General features: G+C 73.3%; 19 protein-coding genes. 6 read left to right on the forward strand and 13 right to left on the reverse strand.

All coding sequences use genetic code 11. The features are described 5' to 3' along the window. Window positions 1-126 precede the first annotated feature (126 nt). On the forward strand, window positions 127-1,575 hold the full coding sequence (locus tag DFJ67_RS18180; RefSeq protein WP_116069081.1) for a glycoside hydrolase family 3 N-terminal domain-containing protein: 1,449 nt from the start codon (window positions 127-129) through the stop codon (window positions 1,573-1,575). A 91-nt stretch (window positions 1,576-1,666) separates the two neighbouring features. Further along, window positions 1,667-2,410: a TetR family transcriptional regulator gene (locus tag DFJ67_RS18185; protein ID WP_116069082.1), complete on the forward strand. Its 744-nt coding sequence runs from the start codon at window positions 1,667-1,669 to the stop codon at window positions 2,408-2,410. Window positions 2,411-2,474: 64 nt separating this feature from the next. Here the strand turns inward: DFJ67_RS18185 and DFJ67_RS18190 are convergent, their stop codons facing one another. The 5 genes from DFJ67_RS18190 to DFJ67_RS18210 form a co-directional block, all read right to left on the reverse strand. Further along, a complete protein-coding gene (locus DFJ67_RS18190) occupies window positions 2,475-3,344 on the reverse strand; it encodes an EamA family transporter (RefSeq protein WP_116069083.1) in 870 nt (289 codons plus the stop codon). Then, a complete protein-coding gene (locus DFJ67_RS18195) occupies window positions 3,341-4,660 on the reverse strand; it encodes a serine hydrolase domain-containing protein (protein WP_116076351.1) in 1,320 nt (439 codons plus the stop codon). Before DFJ67_RS18195 ends, DFJ67_RS18190 begins: the two co-directional genes overlap by 4 nt. Window positions 4,661-5,282: 622 nt before the next feature. Beyond that, on the reverse strand, window positions 5,283-6,221 hold the full coding sequence (locus DFJ67_RS18200; RefSeq protein ID WP_170215903.1) for an FAD:protein FMN transferase: 939 nt from the start codon (window positions 6,219-6,221) through the stop codon (window positions 5,283-5,285). Window positions 6,222-6,491: 270 nt separating this feature from the next. Beyond that, the gene (locus tag DFJ67_RS18205; RefSeq protein ID WP_116076353.1) at window positions 6,492-7,280 is read right to left on the reverse strand and encodes an ABC transporter ATP-binding protein; all 789 of its coding nucleotides are present in this window, start codon (window positions 7,278-7,280) and stop codon (window positions 6,492-6,494) included. 81 nt (window positions 7,281-7,361) lie between these two features. Continuing rightward, window positions 7,362-8,333 carry an LLM class flavin-dependent oxidoreductase gene (locus DFJ67_RS18210; protein ID WP_116069085.1) on the reverse strand — a complete coding sequence of 324 codons (972 nt, stop codon included), beginning with the start codon at window positions 8,331-8,333 and terminating at the stop codon, window positions 7,362-7,364. A 39-nt stretch (window positions 8,334-8,372) separates the two neighbouring features. Here DFJ67_RS18210 and DFJ67_RS18215 point away from each other — a divergent pair, with 39 nt between their 5' ends. Further along, the gene (locus tag DFJ67_RS18215) at window positions 8,373-9,275 is read left to right on the forward strand and encodes a ribokinase (protein ID WP_116069086.1); all 903 of its coding nucleotides are present in this window, start codon (window positions 8,373-8,375) and stop codon (window positions 9,273-9,275) included. Here DFJ67_RS18215 and DFJ67_RS18220 read toward each other — a convergent pair. The 4 genes from DFJ67_RS18220 to DFJ67_RS18235 form a co-directional block, all read right to left on the reverse strand. Further along, the gene (locus tag DFJ67_RS18220) at window positions 9,247-9,927 is read right to left on the reverse strand and encodes a hypothetical protein (protein ID WP_116076355.1); all 681 of its coding nucleotides are present in this window, start codon (window positions 9,925-9,927) and stop codon (window positions 9,247-9,249) included. The two genes, DFJ67_RS18215 and DFJ67_RS18220, sit on opposite strands and share 29 nt — an antisense overlap. Window positions 9,928-9,964: 37 nt before the next feature. Next, window positions 9,965-11,587, reverse strand: coding sequence for an acetolactate synthase (locus DFJ67_RS18225; RefSeq protein WP_116069087.1), 1,623 nt, complete (start codon window positions 11,585-11,587; stop codon window positions 9,965-9,967). 67 nt (window positions 11,588-11,654) lie between these two features. After that, on the reverse strand, window positions 11,655-13,499 hold the full coding sequence (locus DFJ67_RS18230) for an Hsp70 family protein (protein ID WP_116069088.1): 1,845 nt from the start codon (window positions 13,497-13,499) through the stop codon (window positions 11,655-11,657). Between the two features lie 45 nt (window positions 13,500-13,544). Next, on the reverse strand, window positions 13,545-14,318 hold the full coding sequence (locus tag DFJ67_RS18235) for an enoyl-CoA hydratase/isomerase family protein (RefSeq protein WP_116069089.1): 774 nt from the start codon (window positions 14,316-14,318) through the stop codon (window positions 13,545-13,547). 91 nt (window positions 14,319-14,409) lie between these two features. On the opposite strand from DFJ67_RS18235, the gene DFJ67_RS18240 reads away from it, so the two are divergent. Beyond that, the gene (locus DFJ67_RS18240) at window positions 14,410-14,871 is read left to right on the forward strand and encodes a DUF6232 family protein (RefSeq protein WP_116069090.1); all 462 of its coding nucleotides are present in this window, start codon (window positions 14,410-14,412) and stop codon (window positions 14,869-14,871) included. Between the two features lie 22 nt (window positions 14,872-14,893). Next, window positions 14,894-15,373, forward strand: a complete 480-nt coding sequence (locus DFJ67_RS18245) for a DUF6232 family protein (RefSeq protein ID WP_116076356.1) — start codon at window positions 14,894-14,896, stop codon at window positions 15,371-15,373. Here the strand turns inward: DFJ67_RS18245 and DFJ67_RS18250 are convergent. The 4 genes from DFJ67_RS18250 to DFJ67_RS18265 form a co-directional block, all read right to left on the reverse strand. Then, window positions 15,370-18,603, reverse strand: a complete 3,234-nt coding sequence (locus DFJ67_RS18250) for an AfsR/SARP family transcriptional regulator (protein WP_170215904.1) — start codon at window positions 18,601-18,603, stop codon at window positions 15,370-15,372. The genes DFJ67_RS18245 and DFJ67_RS18250 overlap by 4 nt on opposite strands. Before the next feature lie 202 nt (window positions 18,604-18,805). Beyond that, window positions 18,806-19,201: a PLD nuclease N-terminal domain-containing protein gene (locus tag DFJ67_RS18255; protein WP_116069092.1), complete on the reverse strand. Its 396-nt coding sequence runs from the start codon at window positions 19,199-19,201 to the stop codon at window positions 18,806-18,808. Window positions 19,202-19,262: 61 nt separating this feature from the next. Beyond that, window positions 19,263-19,604: a DUF202 domain-containing protein gene (locus DFJ67_RS18260; RefSeq protein ID WP_116069093.1), complete on the reverse strand. Its 342-nt coding sequence runs from the start codon at window positions 19,602-19,604 to the stop codon at window positions 19,263-19,265. After that, on the reverse strand, window positions 19,597-19,968 hold the full coding sequence (locus tag DFJ67_RS18265; protein WP_116069094.1) for a YidH family protein: 372 nt from the start codon (window positions 19,966-19,968) through the stop codon (window positions 19,597-19,599). Before DFJ67_RS18265 ends, DFJ67_RS18260 begins: the two co-directional genes overlap by 8 nt. A gap of 39 nt (window positions 19,969-20,007) precedes the next feature. On the opposite strand from DFJ67_RS18265, the gene DFJ67_RS18270 reads away from it, so the two are divergent. Then, window positions 20,008-20,805, forward strand: a complete 798-nt coding sequence (locus DFJ67_RS18270; protein WP_116069095.1) for a GNAT family N-acetyltransferase — start codon at window positions 20,008-20,010, stop codon at window positions 20,803-20,805. Window positions 20,806-20,807: the final 2 nt, after the last annotated feature.

Raw genomic sequence — 20,807 nt, forward strand, 5'->3', positions numbered from 1 at the left:
CCTCTAGCAATAAGGAATCTTTACTAATACATTAGTCGCCTTACGAGTAGGCGTAGCGTACTGGGAAGGCAATGGTGCGACGATCACACGACCCGGCAGGAGCGAGTTACAAGAGGGTGAGAACCGATGGCGATTGATCCCACTCTGCGCCGACTCGCGCTGCGTACGCTGCTCGCGGCCTACCCCGGCAGCACCCCGCCGCCCTGGGCGCTCGACCTCGCCGCCGAAGGTCTGGCCGGCTACACGCTGTTCGGGTTCAACATCGTCGACCGCGCGCAGGTGGCCGCGAGCACGGCCGCGTTGCGGGCTGCCAACCCGTCGGTGATCGTGGCGATCGACGAAGAGGGTGGCGACGTCACCCGGCTGGCGCACCGCACCGGCAGCCCCTACCCGGGCAACGCCGCGCTCGGCGCGCTCGACGACGTCGAGGTGACTCGCGCGGTCTACCGCGCGATCGGCGGCGAGCTCGCCGCCGTCGGCGTCAACGTCGACCTGGCGCCGACCGTCGACGTCAACACCGCCGACGACAACCCGATCATCGGCACCCGCTCGTTCGGCGCCGACCCGGCGCGGGTCGCCGCACACACCGCCGCAGCGGTCGAGGGGTTGCAGGAGACCCGGGTGGCCGCCTGCGCCAAGCACTTCCCGGGGCACGGCGCCACGATCGCCGACTCACACCTCGAGCTGCCCACTGTGGACGCGCCGCTGGCGGTGCTCCGCGAGCGTGACCTGCCCCCGTTCGCCGCGGCGGTGAGGGCCGGTGCGCAGGCCGTGATGACCGCGCACATCCGGGTGCCCGAGCTGACCGGCGATCTGCCGGCCACGTTCAGCCGGGCCGCGCTGCACGACCTGCTCCGCGGTGAGCTGGGCTTCGCCGGCGCGCTGATCACCGACGCGCTGGAGATGAAAGGCGCGGCCGTGGTCGCCGGCGGCACCGCACAGGCCGCGCCGCTGGCCCTGGCGGCCGGCGCCGACCTGCTCTGCGTCGGCGCCGACGTCGACGCCGACCTGGTCGAGGAGACCGCTGCCGAGATCGTGGCCGCCATCCAGCAGGGCCGGCTCAGTGGCGCGCGGGTCGAGGAGGCCGCCGAGCGGACCGCCGCGCTCGCTGCCTGGGCGGCACCGGTCGCGCCGACCGAGCCCGCACCCGAGAGCCTCGGCTACGACGCCGCGCGGCGTGCGGTGCGGGTGGAGGGTGACCCGGTCGTGGGCGGCGTGCCGTTCGTGGTCGAACTCGCCGCCACGTCGAGCATCGCCGAAGGCCGGGTGCCGTGGGGGCTGGCCGAACACGTCGACGGCGCCGAGACGATCCGTGCGGTGGCCGCGACCACGAGCGCCGACGAGTTGGTCGCGCGGGCCGGTGGCCGGCCGATCGTGGTCGTCGCGCGGCACGCGCATCGGCTGGCCAACGCGACCGAGCTGATCGAGGCGCTGGCCGCCCGGCACCCGGTCACGGTCGTCGAGATGGGCTGGCCGTCGAGCTGGCGGCCGGCGGGCGCGCAGGCGTTCGTGACCACCTACGGCGCCAGCCACGCCAACGGTCGGGCGGCGGCGGTGGTGCTCGGCCTGCACTGATTGAACGTGTTCAAATTTCGCGTACGATGAGTCCTGGCCGGGAAGTTGAACGTGTTCGACATCCCGGGGCGGAGTCGGTACGGTTGCGACGATGACCGACCGTTCCGTTCCGCCACCCGCCGGTGCCGGCGGTGCCACCGAGCAAACGGGGGTCGGTGGCGCCGCCGGTGCCGAACCGGCGACCGCCCGCGGCGAACAGACCCGCCAGTTGATCCTCGACACCGCACTGCGGCTGTTCCGTGAGCGCGGCTACGCGCAGACGACCATGCGGGCGGTGGCCAAGGAAGCCGGCGTCGCGGTCGGCAACGCCTACTACTACTTCGGCTCCAAAGAGCATCTGATCCAGGAGTTCTACGCCGAGACCAGCGTCGAGCACCGCACCCGAGCGACCGCGGTCCTGGCCCGGGAGAGCGGGTTCGCCGAGCGGCTGCGCGGCGTGCTGCACGCGGGCATCGACACGATGACGCCGTCGCACGAGTTCGCGGCGGCGTTCTTCAAGACCGCGGCCGAGCCGACCTCACCGCTGAGCCCGTTCTCGGCCGAGTCGTCGCCGACCCGCGAGGCGTCGATCGCGCTCTTCCGCGAGGCGCTGGCCGGCTCGACGGCCAAGGTCGACCCGGAACTGCGCGACGAACTGCCGGAACTGCTCTGGCTCGCCTACATGGGCGTGATCCTCTACTGGGTCTACGACAAGTCACCCGACCAGGCGAAGACCCGCACGCTGATCAACGGCGTGGTGCCCTTGATCGACCGCCTGGTCGGCCTGTCCCGGCTGCGGGTCCTCCGCCCGGTGACCCGCGACGTGCTCGCCCTGATCCGCACGCTGCGCCACTAGGGCGCCGCCCTGTTCCACGAGACCCGCCCTGTTCCACGAGACCCGCCCTGTTCCACGAGACTCGCTACGGAATCGCCAGCAGAGCCACGCCGACGGCGACCGCGACGCTCGCGGCGATCCGGAGGCGACCCATCGGCTCCTTGAAGGCCACCACGCCGATGACGGCGGCGACCACGACGCTGCTCTCCCGCAACGCCGCCACGGCGGCCAGCGCGCCCCGGGTCTGTGCCCACAACACCAGCCCGTAGGCCAATGTGGACATCAAGGTGACCGCGCTCGCGGCCAACCAGGCGCGTCCGCCGCCGGCGAGCATCGGATTCCCGGCCGCCCGCCGCCTGCCCAGCACGACGGCCACCAGCGTGGTCGCCGCGCACTCGAGGCAGACCAACCACAGCGCGTAGCCGGCGGCGCTACCGCTGGCGCGTACCCCGATGCCGTCGGTCAGGGTGTAAGTGGCGATCGTGAGGCCGGTGAAGACCGCAGCCAGCACCGCCGGCCGGTTGGCCCGCACGCGGCGCCACGGCGTCAGGCCCAACACCCCGATCGCCGCAGCGATCACCAGCACGCCGACGGCCGGCAATGTCGCCAGCGGCTCGTCGAGCGCGGTCGCCGCGACCACCGCGACCACCACCGGACCGAGACCGCGGGCCAGGGGGTACGTCTGGTTGAAGTCGCCCAGCCGGTAGGCGGCCAGCAGGCCGAGGTTGTAGAGCACGTGGATCACGACGGACGCGATCAGCCAGCCCCACGACCCGCCGGCCGGAAACGGCACGAACCAGAGCGCGACACCACACACGCCGGCGCCGACCACGCTGGAGCGGGCCATGACGGCGACCTGGTCGCCCGAGCCCTTGACGACCGCGTTCCAGCTCGCGTGCAGCACGGCCGCCGCCAGCACCGCGAACACCGCGGCGGGCCCGGCCCACGGGCTCATATGACGTTGGCCGCCGCCACTCGCGCCGGATCGGGGTTGGCCCAGCTCCAGTTGGGATGGGCCCGGTTGGTGAGCAGCACGAGGACCAGCCCGCGGTCGGGGTTGACGACCAGCGAGGTGCCGGTGAACCCGGTGTGCCCGAACGTGCGCGGCCCCGACAGCTTGCCCATGAACCAGGGCTGGTTGAGCTCGACGCCGAGGCCATGGTCGGCGGTGCGCTGGGGCCGCTCGGCGTCGATCGCCGGCTTGCCCTTGTTGGCGTTGGTCAGCATCCGCTTGACCGTGTCGTCCGACAGGATCCGCTTGCCACCGTGGGTACCCCCGTTGAGCAGAAGCTCGCCGATGACCGTGAGGTCGGCGGCGGTGCTGAAGATGCCCGCGGACCCGGCGACGCCACCCATGATGTTGGCGACGTCGTCGTGCACCGTGCCACGCAGCAGCCCGCGCCCGGTGCGGGCGTCGGTGGCGACCAGTCGCTTGGCCTGGTCGGCCTTGCTCAGCCAGGTCAGCGGCTTGAAGCCGGTGTCACGCAGGCCGAGCGGGCCGGTGATGCCGCTCTTGAGCGCCGCGTCGAGCGACTGGCCGGCGAGCAACTCGACGAGGTAGCCGGCGACCATCAGCCCGACGCTCGAATAGCGGAACGTCTTGCCCGGCACCGCGCCCTTGACCAGCGGCGAGGCCAGCACCGCGGCCCGGCGCGCGGCGTTCGACGACATCCCGGTGACCGACGCGCCGACCGGCAGCCCGCTGGTGTGGGTCAACAACATCTCGACGGTGACCGCGCTCTTGCCGGCACCGGTGAAGCCGGGCAGGTATTCGGCAACCGGCGCCGCGAGATCGAGCCGCCCCTTGTCGACCTGCTGGAGCGCCAGGATGGTGGTGAACACCTTGGTGATCGAGGCCAGATCGAAGATCGAATCTTCGCGCATCGGCACCCGCTTGGCCGGCGGCAACTCCACCGGCCCGGCCGAGTAGCGCAACGCGTCGCCGACGACGGCCTTGGTCTTGACCTTGCCACCGACACTGACCAACGCGACCGCGCCGGCGAACGTCGGATGCTTCGGATTCTCCGGCGTCGCCTTCAGGAAACGGCTGAGCGTGGCGGCCAACCTCGTCGGCGTCTGCGGCGCTTTCCCCGCCGACGTCGCGGTCGCGGTCGGCATCGGGCGCGCCGCCGGTGCCTTCGCGCCCGCCGGCAGCGGGTCGGCTTCACCGGCCGGCGTCCACTGCGCTCGCGTGGGTTGGGCACAGCCCGCCACCGCACCGACAGCGGCGGCCAGGCTCGCGGTCAGGACCGAACGCCGGGAAACAGACACGGCGCCGATCGTCACATGTCGACGCCCCGCGACGCCACCCCGGAGGCCAGGCGCTGAAGACAAAGATGCGGACTCGGGTCCGCGGTGGGCGCGACCGTCGCTCCCGCCAGGCTCACCCTTCGTCGTCGGTCGCGGTCTCAAGCCCAACGACCTGGTCCAGAAACCGACCGCGCCCACGTCCGTGGACGCAACCCCATCGACCGGCCGCGCGGTCGGACATCCGCCGAACCGGTCCCGTCCGGGCCGCCAGTCGGCGCTGAGGTTGAGCAGCCAGGTGCTGCCGTCGTCGTCGTGGAACAGCGCCGCGCCGCGCTCGCCGGCTCCGGCGAGGTTTGACGCAGGCCGCGGGGACCGCGACCGCCGCAAGAACCGGAGCGCGCCGCGGCGCGAGCGCCGCACCACCGCCGCGTCGAACGTGCCGCCGCCGAGGTCGTAGCCCACCCTAGGCGCGGCGCAGGTGGCGATGCCGACCTACGTTTCGGTCTCCGGTGGCGGTGTCGACCTACGTTCGGCCGCCGGTGGCGGTGTCGATCTACGTTCGGCCGCCGGTGGCGGTGCCGACCTACGTTCGGCCGCCGGTGGCGGTGTCGATCTACGTTCGGCCGCCGGTGGGGGAGCCGACCTAGGTTTCGGCCGCCGGTGGCCAGGTGCCGAAGACGCGGACCGAGCGTTCGTGGCCGACCAGGCGGGCCGGTGCCGAGAGCGCCTGTAGCCACGACGGCGCCAGTTCCTCGCGGATCAGGGCGGCGTTGGCGACCGTGGTGGCGCGTAGGGCCGAGAACGCGGCGACCGACGCCGACCGCCAGGCGTGTCGCACGGGCCGGCCGGTCTCCGGGTCGACGATGTGCTGGAGCAACTCCTCGGCCGTGTCCCAGCGCCGGTGGTGGCTGCTCGCCGTCGACACCGCAGCCCCGCCCGGTAGCCCGACATGTGCGGCCGGGTCGACCGGGCCGTCTCGCACCAGCAGCGGCCAGCCGTTGCGCGGCGACGGGCCGGCGGTCGCGACGTCGCCGCCGATCGAGACCAGGCAGCCGACGTCGAGCGTGGCCGCGATCAGCGCGGAGCAACGGTCGACCGCCCGCGCCCGCATCGTGACCGACAGGTCGAGCGTCACGCCCTCCGGGATGGTCAGGTGCTGGCCGTCGAGGCGCACCTCCTCCCAGCTCGGCGGGCGGTAGACCGCCAACTGTCCAACCTGGACGTGCTGGGTGGCGCCGTCGGTCACCAGCGCGCCGAAGTCCGGGTCGTGGCCGAGGCTGGTCATAATCGCGCCGACGGTCGGGTCGACGTCGCCCTCGGTGTCGCGGGCGGCCGAGAGCGCGACCGCGACGAGTTCGGCCAGCAGCGGGCTGACCTCACTGCCGTCGCCGGCCGAGGCGAGCTCTGAGTCGGCGCGCAGCCGGCTCGCGGCCACGTCGATCGCGGCCAGCTCACCGCGGACCAGTTCCTCGGCCCGCCGCAACGTGCTCGCGTCGGTCACCGACACCCGGACCGGCTCGTCCCAGAGCGTCCATTGTGCCGTGTCGACAGTGGATGGCAGAGCATCGGCGACGGTGAGCATCGGCCATTGGGTGAAGGCCGGCGGCGGGGCCGGTGGCGCTTCCGGAGGCGCGGCCCCGGGCGGGGGGCCCTGCCCGGAACCGCGCGCGGACCCCGACGCGGGCACCTGGCGCCGGCCGGAGCTTCCGAAGACACTGGCAACAAGAGCCACAACGAACACGCCTGCGAATACCATCGCTGCCCCCCGTGCGTGACGGATATCTCAGGCCTAGCTCGCATTTCTGAGCGTTTCCTGAGAGCTCCCGCCAAAGGCGGCGAAAGGGCGGCGAACTTACGCGGCGCGAGCGGTGAAGCGGCCCTCGGAACTCTGCACCAGGAGGGGCTGGCCGAACGCGGCTGACAGGTGCTCGGCGGTGATCGTCTGCTCCACCGGACCCTGCGCCACCACGACACCCTCGCGCAGCAGCAGCGCGTGCGTGAAGCCCGGCGGAATCTCCTCGACATGGTGGGTGACCAGCACCAACGCCGGCGCGGCCGGGTCGGACGCGAGCGCGGTGAGCCGCTTGAGCAGGTCTTCGCGGCCGCCCAGGTCGAGCCCGGCCGCCGGCTCGTCGAGCAGCAGCAGTTCCGGGTCGGTCATCAGCGCGCGGGCGATCTGCACTCGCTTGCGCTCGCCTTCCGAGAGCGTCCCGTACGTCCGGTCGACGAGCGCGCCGACACCGAGCTGGTCGATCAGGGTGCGCGCACGGGCCTCGTCGAGCGGGTCGTATTGCTCGCGCCAACGGCCCACCACCGACCAGGCGGCGGTGACCACGACATCGAGCACCCGCTCCTCGCCCGGGATCCGCTCGGCCATCTTGGCGGTCGTGATGCCGATCCGGGTGCGCAGCTCCCAGACGTCGGTGCGGCCCACCTTCTCGCCGAGCACGATGGCACCGCCGGTCGTCGGGTGGAGCTGCCCGGCCGCGATCGACAGCAGGGTGGTCTTCCCGGCACCGTTGGGGCCGAGGATCACCCACCGCTCGTCGGGGTAGACCGTCCAGTCGATGTCACGCAGCAGCGGGTTGCGATTGCGCGTGACGCCGATCCCGTCGAAGGAGAGCACCGCGTCGTCGATCATGTTGGTCGGCACGCGGTCATCAAATCACGCAGGCCACCGGCTGCGGGGTGCGCCCCGCGGCCCGGCGACCCGGCGCACACGTCAACCGCCCAGCAGGGCCTCGGCGGCCAGGGTCAGGTGTGCGACGGACAGGTCGGCGTCGCGGGGCGGCACGAGGACCACCGCGTCGGCTCCCGCGGCCGCCAACCGCTGGACAGCGGATCCGCACTGCGAAGCATCGCCGGTCACCGCGTAGCGGTCGACGATCTCGTCCGGCAGCGCCGCCGCGAGCGCGTCGAGATCGCCCTTCGCGTCGGCGACCAGCCGGGCCAGCGTCTCCGCGTCGGCCGGGTCCGACGGTTGAGCGGGGGAGTTGAACTGCGCGGCCAGCTCGGACCGGGCGCTGCGCGCGGCCTCGTCGAAGTCGAGGTGGGCGTACACCGTGACCCGGTGTGGATCGGTGCGCCCGGCCTCGGCGCGGCCCTCGTCGATCCGCTCGCGGGCCCAGGCGATGTAGGCCGGTGCCGCGCCCTCGGCCAGGATCGTGCCGTCGGCGACCCGGCCGGCCAGCCGCAGCGACTTCTCGTTGCGCACGCCGGCCGAGATCAGCGGCGGCTCGCCGGGCGGGAACGCCAGCGTGACGTCGTCGAGGTTGACGTGGCGGCCGTGCATCGTGACGGTCTCGCCGTGCAGCAGCGCGCGGACGGCGCCGATGGTCTCCTCGAGCACGGCCAGCGGCGACGGGTGGTGCGCGCCGACCTGGCGGACCCACGACGGCACGCCGTGGCCGAAGCCGGGCAGGATCCGGCCGGGGAACAAGCGGCTCAGGTTGGCCAGCTCCATCGCGGCCAGCGCGGGGTTGCGGAACGCCGCCGGCAGGATGCCGATGCCGATCTTCAGCGTCTCGGTGCTCGCGGCCGCGACCGCGGCGGCCGAGATCGCGCCGGTGAAGAAGCAGTCCTCGACCACCCACAGCTCGTCGTAGCCGATCCGCTCGGCGAGCTGGGCGTAGGCGGGGAGGTTCTCCGGCGGGCTGTCGCAGCGGAACATGACACTGAGAGGCGGATTGTCCATGGGGAGCAGCCTGCCAGAGAACGCATACACTCGCCGACTATGAATCGGGCCCGGGTGGTCGTCGTCGGCAGCACCAATATGGACCTGGTCGCGAAAGCGCCGGCGCTGCCGAAGCCGGGTGAGACCGTGCTCGGCGGCGAGTTCGCCACGATCCCCGGCGGCAAGGGCGCCAACCAGGCCATCGCCGCGACCCGCGCGGGCGGGGCGACCCGGTTGCTCGGCGCGATCGGCTCCGACGCGTTCGGGGTGACGCTCAAGGCCCGCATCGACGCGGCCGGTGTCGACACCGGGCTGCTGCGGGTGCGCTACGGCGCGTCCGGCGTCGCGCTGATCACCGTCGACGCCGACGGGGAGAACACCATCGTGGTGACCCCGGGCGCCAACGCCACCTTCACCGACCTCACCGGGCCCGAGCGGGCGGCGCTGGCCGAGGCCGACGTCATGATCGCGCAGCTCGAGATCCCGGTGGAGACGGTCACCGAAGCCGCGGTCGCCGCCCGGGCGGCCGGCACCCGCACCGTGCTCAACGCGGCACCGGCCCGGGCGCTACCGGCCGAGCTGCTCGACGCGGTCGACCTGCTCGTGGTCAACGAGACCGAGGCGGCCGCGATCGGCGGCGAGCGCCGGCCCGAACCGCTGCTCGCCTCGGTGCCGCGGGTCGTGTTGACCCTCGGCCCGGAAGGTGCCTGGTATGCGGACCGCGACGGCACCTCGGTGCGGGTGCCCGGCGTCAGGGTGGAGACCGTCGACTCGACCGCGGCCGGCGACGCGTTCACCGGCGCGCTCGCGGTCGCCTGGGCCGAGGGCCGGGAGATCGTCGAGGCGGTCGGCTGGGCCTGCGCGGCCGGTGCTGCCTGCGCCCGCAAGCTGGGCGCCTCGACCTCCCTGCCGACCCGCGCGGAGATCGACGAGCTCAGTCGAGGTCCTGGCCGCGCTTCGTGAGCATCCGCAGGCCCGGGATGCCCTTGACGGCCAGCCGCAGCTCGCGGGTGACGTTGAGCAGCTCGTGGATGTCGGGACCGACCCGGTCGAGGGTGGCCAGGATCGGCAGGATGTCTTCGTCCATGTGCTTGGTGAACCGGGGCAGCTCGTCGATCAGCCTGATGGCGGCGTCGACCTCTTCGTCGGAGAGCTGCTCGACGAAGTGGCGGGCCATCGGCGCGCCGCGGCGCAGCGTCGGCGCGTAGACACCGATCAGCTCGTCGGCCGTGCCGGCCGTGGCCTCGGCCTTGTCGACCACGCCGTTGGCCTTGACCGCGACCGTCTCGGCCTCGACGACCACCGCGCGGGCATCGGCGACCACCCGGGCCACCAGCTCGACCTGTGCGGTCGCGGCGGCGCTGACCACCCGGGTGCTTTCCAGCACCGCTTCGGCCTCGGCGACCGCGCCGCCGACGAGGTCGATCAGCGCGGCGGCCCGGTCGGTCAGCCCGTCGAGCCGGTCGAGAAACGCTTCGGCCCGGTCGGCGATCCCGTTCACCCGCTTGACCAGCGCCTCGATGTCGTCGAGCAGGCGCAGGGCACGGGCCGGCACGGCGACGGCGGACCGGGTCAGGCCGATCACGTCGGCCGGCGTCGGAATGGGGAGAGCCATGCCGACCATTGTCCCTTGCGGGTGCCAGCGGTGCTGGTCAGGCCAGGTTGGATGACCGCGGGTAGGCGTCGGCCGGGTCGGTGAGCACGTTGACGAGGTAGGGCACGCCGGCCGCGAACGCCCGGTCGAGCGCACTGCTGAGGTCGGCCGCCTTGGTGACCGTCTCGCCCGCGCCGCCCAGTGCCTTGACGACGTCGTCGTAGCGGAGCCCGGGCTGGAGGTCGGCGGCCACGTCATAGCCGTACATCGCCTGCATGGGGTGTTTCTCCAGCCCCCAGATGCCGTTGTTGCCGACCACGATGACCACCGGCAACTGCTGGCGGACCAGCGACTCGACGTCCATCAGGGAGAAGCCGGCGGCCCCGTCGCCCATCAGCACGCAGATCTGCCGGTCGGGATAGGTGACCCGGGCGCCCATGGCGTAACCCATGCCGGTGCCGAGGCAGCCGTAGGGACCCGGGTCGAGCCAGGTGCCGGGGAGGGAGGGCTCCAAATAGCGTCCGGCGTACGAGACGAAGTCGCCGCCGTCGCCGATGGTCACCGCGTCGGGGGCGAGCACCCGGCGCAGCTCGCCGTAGACCCGGGCCGGCTTGATCGGGTCGGTGTCGGCGGCCATCTCCTCGGCGTCGCGCGCCTTGCCGAGGTCTTCGGCCGCGCGCAGGTCGGCGATCCAGCTCTCGTGGTCGGCGCGGACGCCGGTGTGGTCGGCCAGCGCGGACAGGATCAGCCGCAGGTCACCGGCGGGGGAGACGACCGGGTTGACGTGGGTCGCGCGCTGCGACGGCGCGTCGACGATGTGCACGACCTGGGCGGAGCCGAAGTCGCCGAAGCTGAGCCGGAAGTCGAGCGGGGTGCCGATCACCACGATCACGTCGGCGCCGCGCAGCGCGGCCCGGCGCGCCTTGGCGAACGCGAGCGGGTGGGTCGGCGGCAGCGAACCGCGCCCCATCCCGTTGGCGATCACCGGCACCCGCAGGGTCTCGGCGGCCTCGCGCAGGGCGGCGACGGCGTCGCCCGCGTAGACGTCGGAGCCGGCGATGATCACCGGGCGCTCCGCCTCGGCGATCAGCCGGGCGGCGCGGGCGACCTCGTCGGGGTCGGGCTCGATCACCGCGACGTCGGGTGCGCCCGGCGCGTCGGCCTCGCCGTGCGAGAAGACGATCTCCAGCGGCAGGTCGAGGAAGACCGGGCCGCGGTGTGGGGTCAGTGCCGCGCCGAGAGCCGCGCGCACCGCGCCGGGAATCTCGTCGGTGGCGAAGACCGTGGAGGCGTGCTTGGTGACCGGGGCGACCAGCGGCACGTGGTCGAGTTCCTGGAGACTGCCGGAGCCCCAGCGCATGGCCGGTGCCCGGCCGCCGATCACCATCACCGGTGAGGCGTTGAAGTGGGCGCTGGTCAGCCCCGAGATGCCGTTGGTGACGCCCGGCCCGGCGGTGAGCACCGCGAGCCCGGGCCGGCGGCGCAGCTTGGCGACCGCCTCGGCCGCGAACACGGCCGACTGCTCGTGGCGCACGTCGTAGATCGGGAAGCCGGTCTTGTGCGCCGCGTCGTAGAGCGGGAAGACGTGGCCACCGGAGAGGGTGAACATCTCGTCGACGCCGGCCGCGCGTAGTGCCGCGAGGGCGAGTTCGCCGCCGTGACCCTCGATCCGCTCGCTCATCAGAACTCCCGTCCTCGGTCCGCTGCGAGCACCTTACCGGTCAGTAGGGAGCAAATGTGAAAGCGGCTCACCTAAGCCCGTCGAGCCAGCTCCGGATGCCGTCGACGATGTCGGTGTAAGAGTCGCCGGTCGCGTAGTGGAACGCCACGACCGCGGCGACCGCCGGGCTCGCCACCAGCAGAACGAGCATCAACAGCCCGCGCAGGAAGCGGCCGAAGCCGCCTCCCCGGCGACGGGGGGCCGGGCGGGCCGGCTTGGCTTCCCACACCGGCGGGCGCTCGTCGCGGCGGGCCGGCACCGGGTCGGGGTAGACCTGCGGCTCGTCGTAGCCGGACAGCGACCGCAGGTCGGAGACCAGGGCGGGCTCGGCCAGCGTGTCGCGGCCGAACCGGGACGGGCGGGTGGCCTTGGCCGCCTTGACCGGCACCGCGGCCCGGCCCGGCGGGTAGGCCGCGGGCGGCGGGAGCGGTGCGGTCGGCGGCGGGCGGTGCCCGTTGCGGGACGACGAGACAGCGGCCTTGGCAACGAAGGGTGCCGCCGCCGGTCCGCTGGCCGGCGTCGCCGCCGACGCACCGGAAGGCGCACCGGACGTGGCGCCCGAAGGCGCACCGGGCTGCGCGCTCGAAGGCGCACCGGGCTGCGCGCCCGAAGGCGCACCGGACTGCGCGCCCGAGGGCGCGCCAGGTGCGACCGGCCCGGCGGGCGACACGGGTGCGATCTTGACCGGCTGCGGTATCGCGCCGTCGGCCGGCTCGACGACCTTCGGGAACGTCCCGGTCACCGGCACCGCGCCGGCCGCGCTGGCCAGCATCGCGGTCGACGCCAGCACGCTGCCCTCGGCCACCACGAGCTCGGGCTGCTCGATCACCACCGGCGGCTCGCCGAGCTCGCGGTGCAGCATCGTCGCCAGCAGCGGGATGCGGCTGGACCCGCCGACCAGGAAGACACCGGCCCGGTTGCCGGCCGGCAGCGCCGCGGCCTCGATCACCGACTTGGTCACCTGCACCGTGCGCGCCAGGATCGGCGTCGCCACCCGCTCCAATTCGGCGCGGGTCAGGTGCGCTTCGATGTCGCAGAGAGGGATGACCAGGTCGGCCGAAGGGCTGCGGGACAACCGCTCTTTGGCCACGCGTACGTCGTCCCAGAGTTGCCGCTTGGCCCGCCGGTCTTCGACCGTCGCCGGTGCCCGCAGCCGCTCCCAGGCCTCCGGATGGGCCGGCGCGTAGGTGGCCGCCAGGTGCTCGACCAAGGCCGCGTCGACGTCGAGGCCACCCAGGTCGGCGCGGCCGTCGACGGCGAGCACCTCGAAGCCGTCGGACCGGCGCACCACCACGCTCGCGTCGAACGTGCCGGCGCCGAAGTCGTGCACGACCACGGCGGAGCCGATCGGCACGTCGCGGCCGAGCACCTCGGCGAAGTAGGTGGCCGCGGCGACCGGCTCGGCGACCAGTCGGCCATTGCCCAGCCCGGCCTTGGCGGCGGCGCCGGAGAGCAGCTCGCGGCGGGTCGCACCCCAGGTCGCGGGGCAGGTCAGGGTCAGCGTCGGCGGGGTGTCGGCGGTGACCTCGCCGGTGGTCAGGTCACCGATCGTGCGGCGCCACTCTTCGGCGAGCCGGGACAGCACCGCGGCGATCAGGTCGGCCAGCGGGATGTCGCGCTCGCCGAGCAGCACGCTGCCGTCGTCGACGTGGCGCTTGGGGTTGGGCTCGAAGCGGGCCGGGTCGAGCCGGGAGCTGTGCACCGCGTCGCGGCCGACCACCAGCGGCGCGTCGCCCGGCGGCGCGTAGACCGCCGAGGGCAGCAGGGGCGAGCCGTCGACCAGCAGCGGGCGCACCCGACCGTCGGGCCAGCGCACCACGGCCACCGTGTGCGAGGTCCCGAAATCGACCCCCAGCGCGGCCCCCGGTGACATGCCGCCGAGCCTACCGGTGCGACGCCCGCCGCTCGGACCAGTTGATCAGCGTCCGGTGAAGTCCGGTTTGCGTTTTTCGACGAAAGCGGCCATGCCCTCGCGCCGGTCGTCGGTCGCGAACAGGGCGGCGAAGAGCTGGCTCTCCCAGGCGAGCGCCGACGTGAGATCCATCTCAAGGCCGCCGTCGATCGCGACCTTCGCCGCGCGGATGGCCTGGGCCGGACCGGTCAGGTAGGGGCGGACCAGCTCCACCGCGGCCGCGTAGACCTCGGCCGCCGGGACGACCTGGTCGGCGAGCCCGATCCGCAGCGCCTCGGCGGCGTCGACCATCCGGCCGGACAGGACGATGTCTTTGGCCTTGGCCGGGCCGACCAGCCGGGCCAGCCGCTGGGTGCCGCCGGCGCCGGGGATGATGCCGAGCTTGATCTCCGGCTGGCCGAGCTTGGCGTCGTCGGCGACGACCCGCCAGTCGCAGGCCAGCGCCAGCTCACAGCCGCCGCCGAGGGCGTAGCCGGTGATCGCCGCGACGACCGGCTTGGGGATGCGGGCCACCGCACCGAGCGCCGCGGACAGGTCGGCCGCCCGGCTCGACATGTCCACGTAGGACATGTTGGCCATCTCCTTGATGTCGGCGCCGGCGGCGAAGACCTTCTCGCCTCCGTACACGATGACGGCGCGGACGCTGTCGTCCGCGGTCGCCTCGGTGGCCGCGGCCCGGATCTCCTCCTGCACCTGGGTGTTGAGCGCGTTCATCGGCGGCCGGTCGAGCCGGATCGTGCCGATGCCGTCGTGCTTTTCCAGCCTGACGAGCTCGCCCACGTCACACCTCCATGTGCTTCTGGCGTCCGAGACACATTACGGGGTCCGCGGTTGGGTAACGTGGAGGCAGGGGTCCTTTCTGGTGGTAGGGATGATCACTTACTACAACGACCGTGCCGTGCGGGTCACGTCCCAGGCGATCCAGGTCGCCGGGCGCAGCTACCCGCTGGCCACGCTGTCCCGGGTCTGGCACCGGCGCGGCGACCGGTCGCTGCGCACGGTCGCCGGGCGGGGCGCGATCGGGGTCGCGCTGATCTCCCCGCTCGTCGCCGCCGCCATCGGCATCGTGGTCGCCCTGCGGCTGCACACCTCGACGGCGACCACGGTGCTGATCGTCGGCGGCTCGGTGCTGGTCGGCCTGGCCGCCGCGCCGCTGGCCGACTTCCTGCTCGGCCGCCTCGACCTGTCCTACTCGAAGGGTTCCCGGGCGTTGGAGATCTGGGCCGAGGTGGGTGGCCGGCCGACCCTGCTGGTGCAGACCGCCGACGCGCTGAAGTTCGGGCAGATCTACCGGGCGCTGCAACGCGCACTCGAAGCCGCACCGAGGTATTGACGGGGGCGGTTTTGCTGTAGTGGTGACCGTCTACTTCCGCGATCAGCACGTCCAGGTGACGTCCGATGCGGTGCGGGTCGACGGGGCCACGTTCCCAGTGGCGGCGTTGCAGCTCGTCTGGCACCGCCGTGGCCCCGCCACGACCCGCACGATGTCCCGGCGCTTCGGCCGGGGCGTCCTCATCCTGGTCATCTCGATCCTGCCGCTCGCGGCGATCGTCTGTGCCATCTCGCTCGTCTACTCCGCGACTGACCGGTCGGCCTGGGGGCTGGCGATCGTCGTGCTCGCTGTGGGGGTGATCGGCGCCCTGGTCCTGGCCCCGTTCGCCGAGATCCCGCTCGGCTGGCTGGACCGCTCCTATGACCGGGGCACCGTGGTCAGCGAGCTGTGGGTGCGCTACGCGGGGGAAGACCTGATGCTTCTGCGTACGTCGAACACGCTGCGCTTCGGTCAGATCTACCGAGCCGTCCAACGCGCCGTCGAGCAGCAGAACCCCCGCTAGGCCCGGGTGAGCCGGGCCTGTGCGGCGGCGGCGTGCGGCGAGGCGAGGTCGGTGTAGAGGTTGCGGGCCTTGACCCACATCTCGGTGCCCGCCTCGACGTCACCCCACTCGACCAGCACGTCGCCGAGCAGCAGCAGGGCGGCCGCGATGCCCGGGCGGTGACCGGACTCCCGGTGGATCTTCAGCGCGCTGCGCACGTTGCGGATCGCGTCGGGCGCCACGCCCAGGTCGTGCGCGCAGCTCGCCAGGACCCGCAGCGCCTGCCCTTCGAGGATCCGGAAGCCGGACTGCCGGGCCAGGTCGAGCGCGGTCTCCGCCAGGTCCTGGCCGTCGGTCGGGCGGCCCTGCTCGCGGCGCAGGTCGGCCAGCGCGGCCAGCGCGCCGACCTCGGTGTGCGGGTAGGCCGCCCGCCGCGCCAGCCGGATCGCCTCGTCGAGCGCGTCGGCGGCCTGGTCGAGGTCGTCGTTGCCGTGGTAGGCCATGCCGAGCGCCTTGTGCGCGTCGGCCAGCAGGCGCGACCGCTCGGTCTCGATGCCGATCTCGATCGCCCGGCGGGCCGTGCGGATCGCCTCCTCGCCCTCGCCGCACGCGGCGTGCACCTGGGCGATCGCGCACAGCACGTCGCCCTCGGTGCGCCGGTTGCCGTTGCGGGTGGCCATCCGCAAGGCCCGGGTGAGCGCCCGCCTGGCCTGCTTGTAGCGGCCCTGCTCGGAGCGGATCAGGCCGAGGCCGAGGAACGCGATCGCCGACGACTGCGGCCAGCCCGCCGCCCGGTGCAACCGCAGCCCGCGCTGGAGCACCTTGGCCGACTCGTCGAGCCGGCCCAGCGCCCAGTAGAGGCCGGACAAGTTGCCCAGCACGGTCGCCTCGGCGGTGCGGTTCTCGTTGCGCTGCGCCACCTCGATGCTGCCCTCGAACAGCTCGATGGCGTCGAGGAGCCGGCCGTTGCGCCAGTAGAGCAGCGCAAGGTTGCCCATCACCCCGCCCTCGCCGGCCTGCCAGCCGCTGGACCGGGCCAACTCGAGTGCGCGGCGGTAGTGCGGCTCGGCCGCCGGCAGGTCGGACCGCTGCGCGTGCAGGTCGCCGAGGCTGATCTCGGCTGCCGCGGTGCCCATCGGGTCGTTGTCGGCGGCGGCCGCGACCAGGGCCGCCTCGGCGATCGCCCGCCACTCCGTCGGGCTGCCGGTCGACCACAGCAACGGGCGCAGCGCGTCGGCCAGCCGCACCGCCACCGGGCGCGGCCCGTGCTGCGCCGCGACCGCCACCGTCGGCACCAGGTTGGGCAGCTCGGCGGTGATCCAGTCGACGGCGTCGGCGGCGCTGGGGAACGCGACGGACGGGGTCGCCGGCGCGGTCACCGGCAGCCGGGAGAACTCCGGGTAGACCAGCCGGCTGGCCGCGTCGACGTGGTCGAGATACCACCCGAAGAGCCGGCCCCGGGCCGCGTCGTGGTCGGGCTCGTCAGCCGCCAGCCGGCCGCGGGCGTATTCGGCGACCAGGTCGTGCAGGCCGTAGCGGCCAGGGCCGCGCTCGTTGACCAGGCTGGCGGCCACCAGCGGATCGAGCGCCGGGCCGATCTCGGGTCGGCCGGTCAGGGCGGTCGCGAGCCCTGCTCCGAACTCGGCGCCCGGCACCAGCGCGAGCAGCCGGAACAACCGCCGGGCGGGCTCGGCGAGGGCCGCGTAGCTCAGGTCGAACGCGGCCGACACAGTGGCCGCCGCGTCGTGCTCGATGCCCAGACCGGCCAGCCGGTCGCCGGCCCGCAGCCGTTGGTTATAGGTCGTGATCGGCCTGGGCCGGCCGGTGTCGACCTGCGCGGCCGCGATCCGCAGCGCGAGCGGCAGGTGGCCGGTCAGCGCGGCGAGGTCGGCCGCGGCGGCCTGCTCGCGGGCCACCACGTCGGCGCCGAGCAGGCGGCCGAGCAGCGCGCTGGAGGTGGCCGGCGCCAGCACGTCGAGTGGCAGCGCGACGGCGCCGTCGACCGCGACCAGGCCGGCGAGCCGGTTGCGGCTGGTCACCAGCGTCACGCTGCCGTCGCCGGCGGGGAGCAGCGGACGCACCTGGTCGGCGTGCTCGGCGTTGTCGAGGAGCACCAGGAGCTGCTTGTCGGCGGTGATCGTGCGATAGACCTGGACCGCCTCGTCGAGGTCGGCCGGGGTGCTGGCCGCCGGCACGCCGAACGCGGCCAGGAACCGGCCGACCACCTCGGCCGGGCGCAGCGACCGCGACTGGGCCCAGCCACGCAGGTCGACGGCGAGCTGGCCGTCGGGGAAGCGGCGGCGGACCCGGTGTCCCCACTGGACGGCCAGGGTGGTCTTGCCGACCCCGGCCATGCCGGAGATCACCACCGCGACCGGTGCGCCGCCGGCGCCGCCGACCACCGTGTCGAGCCGGCGCAGGGCCTGGTCGCGGCCGAGGAAGGTGCGTGTCGGCGGGGGGAGCTGGGCCGGCGCGGTGCGCTCCTGGGCGGCCGCGCGCAGGATCCGCCGGTGCAGCTCGCGCAGGTTGTCGCCGGGGTCGACGCCGAGCTCGTCGGCCAGCAAGCGGCGGGTGCGCTCGTAGGCGGCCAACGCCTCGGCGCGCCGGTCGGAGCGGGCCAGCGCCCGCATCAACTGGCCCTGGAGCCGTTCGCGCAGGGGGTGTTGCTCGGCCAGCGTCCGCACCTCGGCGCCGATCTCGCGGTGCCGGCCCAGCTCGAGCTCCAGCTCGAAGCAGTCCTCATAGGCCGCGAGCCGCAGCTCGTGCAGCCGGGCCGCCTCGGCGCGGACCCGGTCGCCGTAGTCGTCACCATCGTAGGCCGCGGCGCCGCGCCACAGGCCGAGGGCCTTGCGCAGCGCCCGGCGGGCGTCTTCGCCCTCTGAGTCGGCGCGCAGCCGCCCGGCCTGCGCCAGCAGCGTCTGGAACGTGTCGGAGTCGAGCCCACCCGGCGGCACGACGAGCTCGTAGCCGGCCGGTGTCCGGTGTAGCGCGTCGTCGCCGAGCGCCTTGCGCAGGTGATGGATGAGCACCCGGATGGCGCCGCGCCGGGTCTCCTCGCCGGCGCCCTTCTCCCACAACGCCTCGGCGAGCACCGCCACCGACACGGTGCGGTTGGCGTCGACGAGTAGGTTGGCGAGCACCACGCGGACCTGGCGGGCGGCCAGCGCGACCACCTCTGGATCGGCGTGCTGCGTGCGCGCATCAGGCTCTGCCCGCAGCACACGCAGCGGGCCAAGCACTTCGAACCGCATGGGCATCTCCCAGTTGTTACCATGGCAAAGACGGCTACTCACGTTAGCGCACGCGCGCCACCTCTTGCCGGTTCAGCCAACGCAGAACCAACACCGGCCCTGCACAGTAGGCACCGGCCGCACCGCCCTGGGCGCAACCGGCCGCCGAGGGGGGTGACGCGGCCAACGGGGGGCCGCGTCTTCCCTCTGCCCCGCCGCCGGATCAGCCGCGCGGCGGGTCTTCTTTTTCGCGCTTCAGGTCGTCTTCGCGCCGGCGTAGGTCGGCTTCCCAGCGCTCGAACATCTCGCGGTCGCCGGTGGGCTCGCGTTCGATGGAGCGGAGAAACTCGGGGTCGTCGTCGGGCGCCTTCGGCCGCGGGCGCTCGGCCTCGGGGAAGCCGTTGCCGGGCCGCCACTGGCCGCCCGGCCGTGGTGAGTTGTGTCGACCCGCGACAAACCACGCCACGCCGCCGACCAGGGGGAAGAACAGGATGATGAGCACCCATGCGATCCGCGGCAGCGCCCGGATCTCGCCCTCCTCGGCGGAGAGGCAACTGATCAGCGCGGCGACTGCCAGCACGAGCTGGGCCACGAAGAGGAGACCGTAGAGGCGCACCATGCGGACATGATGGACCGTCGGCACCCACCCCGGCCACCCCGTGGCCCTGCCAAAACGGCTGTCAGAGAATCAGGACCATCAACAAACCGAGAATCGCATAGCCGGGTACGACCAACGCGGCCACCAGCAGCATCCGCGGCGTGACCGGGGTAACCGGGGTTGACCTGCCGGCGAGCTGCCGCACCCGGCGCATCGTCCACAGTCCCGCCACGCCCCAGCCGGCGATGGCGACGGCCGCGAACACCCCGCCCGGCGTGCCGTGCCGCACCCCGAACCGGGCCGCGAGCACCGCGGTCACCGACAGGGTCAGCACCGTGCGGCCCCAGGCCAGCCGGGTGCGGATCCACGCGACGCCGGTGTCGCGTACCCGGAAGTCGGCCCTCTCCGGGTTGACCTCAGCCACGCGCGGCCTGCACCAGCACCGCGGCCACCAGCAACAGCGCGCCGATCGCCACCAGGATCGACAGCAGTGCCGGGAACTGCGACGGGGGCAGGTCGCGCTTTTCCCGCATCGCCCGCTCGGCCCGGGCCCAGTGGTCGACCGCGCGCAGCGCGACGAAGCCGCCGAGCACGAGCAGCGCCACCGCGATCACCTCGCGCAGGTGTGCGATGCCCAGCACGGGCAGGAACTGGGCGGCGGCGAGCCCACCGGCCACCAGCGCGAGGGCGGTGCGGATCCAGGCCAGGAACGTGCGCTCGTTGGCCAGCGAGAACCGGTAGTCCGGCGTCTCGCCCACGTCCTGGGGGTCGAACCACCGCTTGATCACGTTTCGATTATCGGTCGACGGGTGCCATAACCTGTAGCGGTGACGGATCTCGACGCCGCGGCGCTGCGCGCCGCCTACGACGCCCAGCTCCGCACCATCGATCCCGACGTGCCGGGCGTGACGTTCGAGATGGACGGTCCGGTGCACCGCGGCTACGGCTCGCCCGGCGGCGGGTTCGTCGTCTACCGCGATCTCGGCGGCCTGGCCGGCGCCGACCTCGACGCGGTGATCGCCCGCCAGCGCGACTTCTTCGCTGCCCGCGGCGAAGAGGTCGAGTGGAAGCTGCATGCCCACGACGAGCCGGCCGACCTCAGCACCCGCCTCGAGGCGCACGGTTTCGCGCCGCAGGAACGGGAAACGATCGTGATCGGTGCGATCGCGCCGCTCGCGGCCGCCCTCCCGGTGCCGCCGCCCGGGGTCCGGCTGCGCGAGGTCAGCGAGCGCGCCGACCTCGACCGGATCGCCCGGATGGAGACCGAGGTCTGGGGCGACGACCGCGGCTGGCTCGCTGACACGCTCGCCGACGAGATCGCCGCGCACCCGGCTGTGATCACCGTCGTCGTGGCCGAAGACGAGCAGACCAACGAAGTGGTCAGCGCCGGCTGGATCCGGTTCGTGCCGGGCACCGCGTTCGCGACCCTCTGGGGCGGCAGCACGCTGGCCGCCTACCGCAGCCGAGGCATCTACCGGGCGCTGGTGGCACACCGGGCCCGGCTGGCCGACGCCAACGGCTACACGCTGCTCCAGGTCGACGCCTCCGACGACAGCCGGCCGATCCTCGAGCGGCTGGGATTTGTGGCGGTCACCACCACGACCCCCTACGTCTACCATCCGTGATC

The sequence above is a fragment of the Asanoa ferruginea genome (assembly GCF_003387075.1).
Classification (GTDB): Bacteria; Actinomycetota; Actinomycetes; order Mycobacteriales; family Micromonosporaceae; genus Asanoa; species Asanoa ferruginea.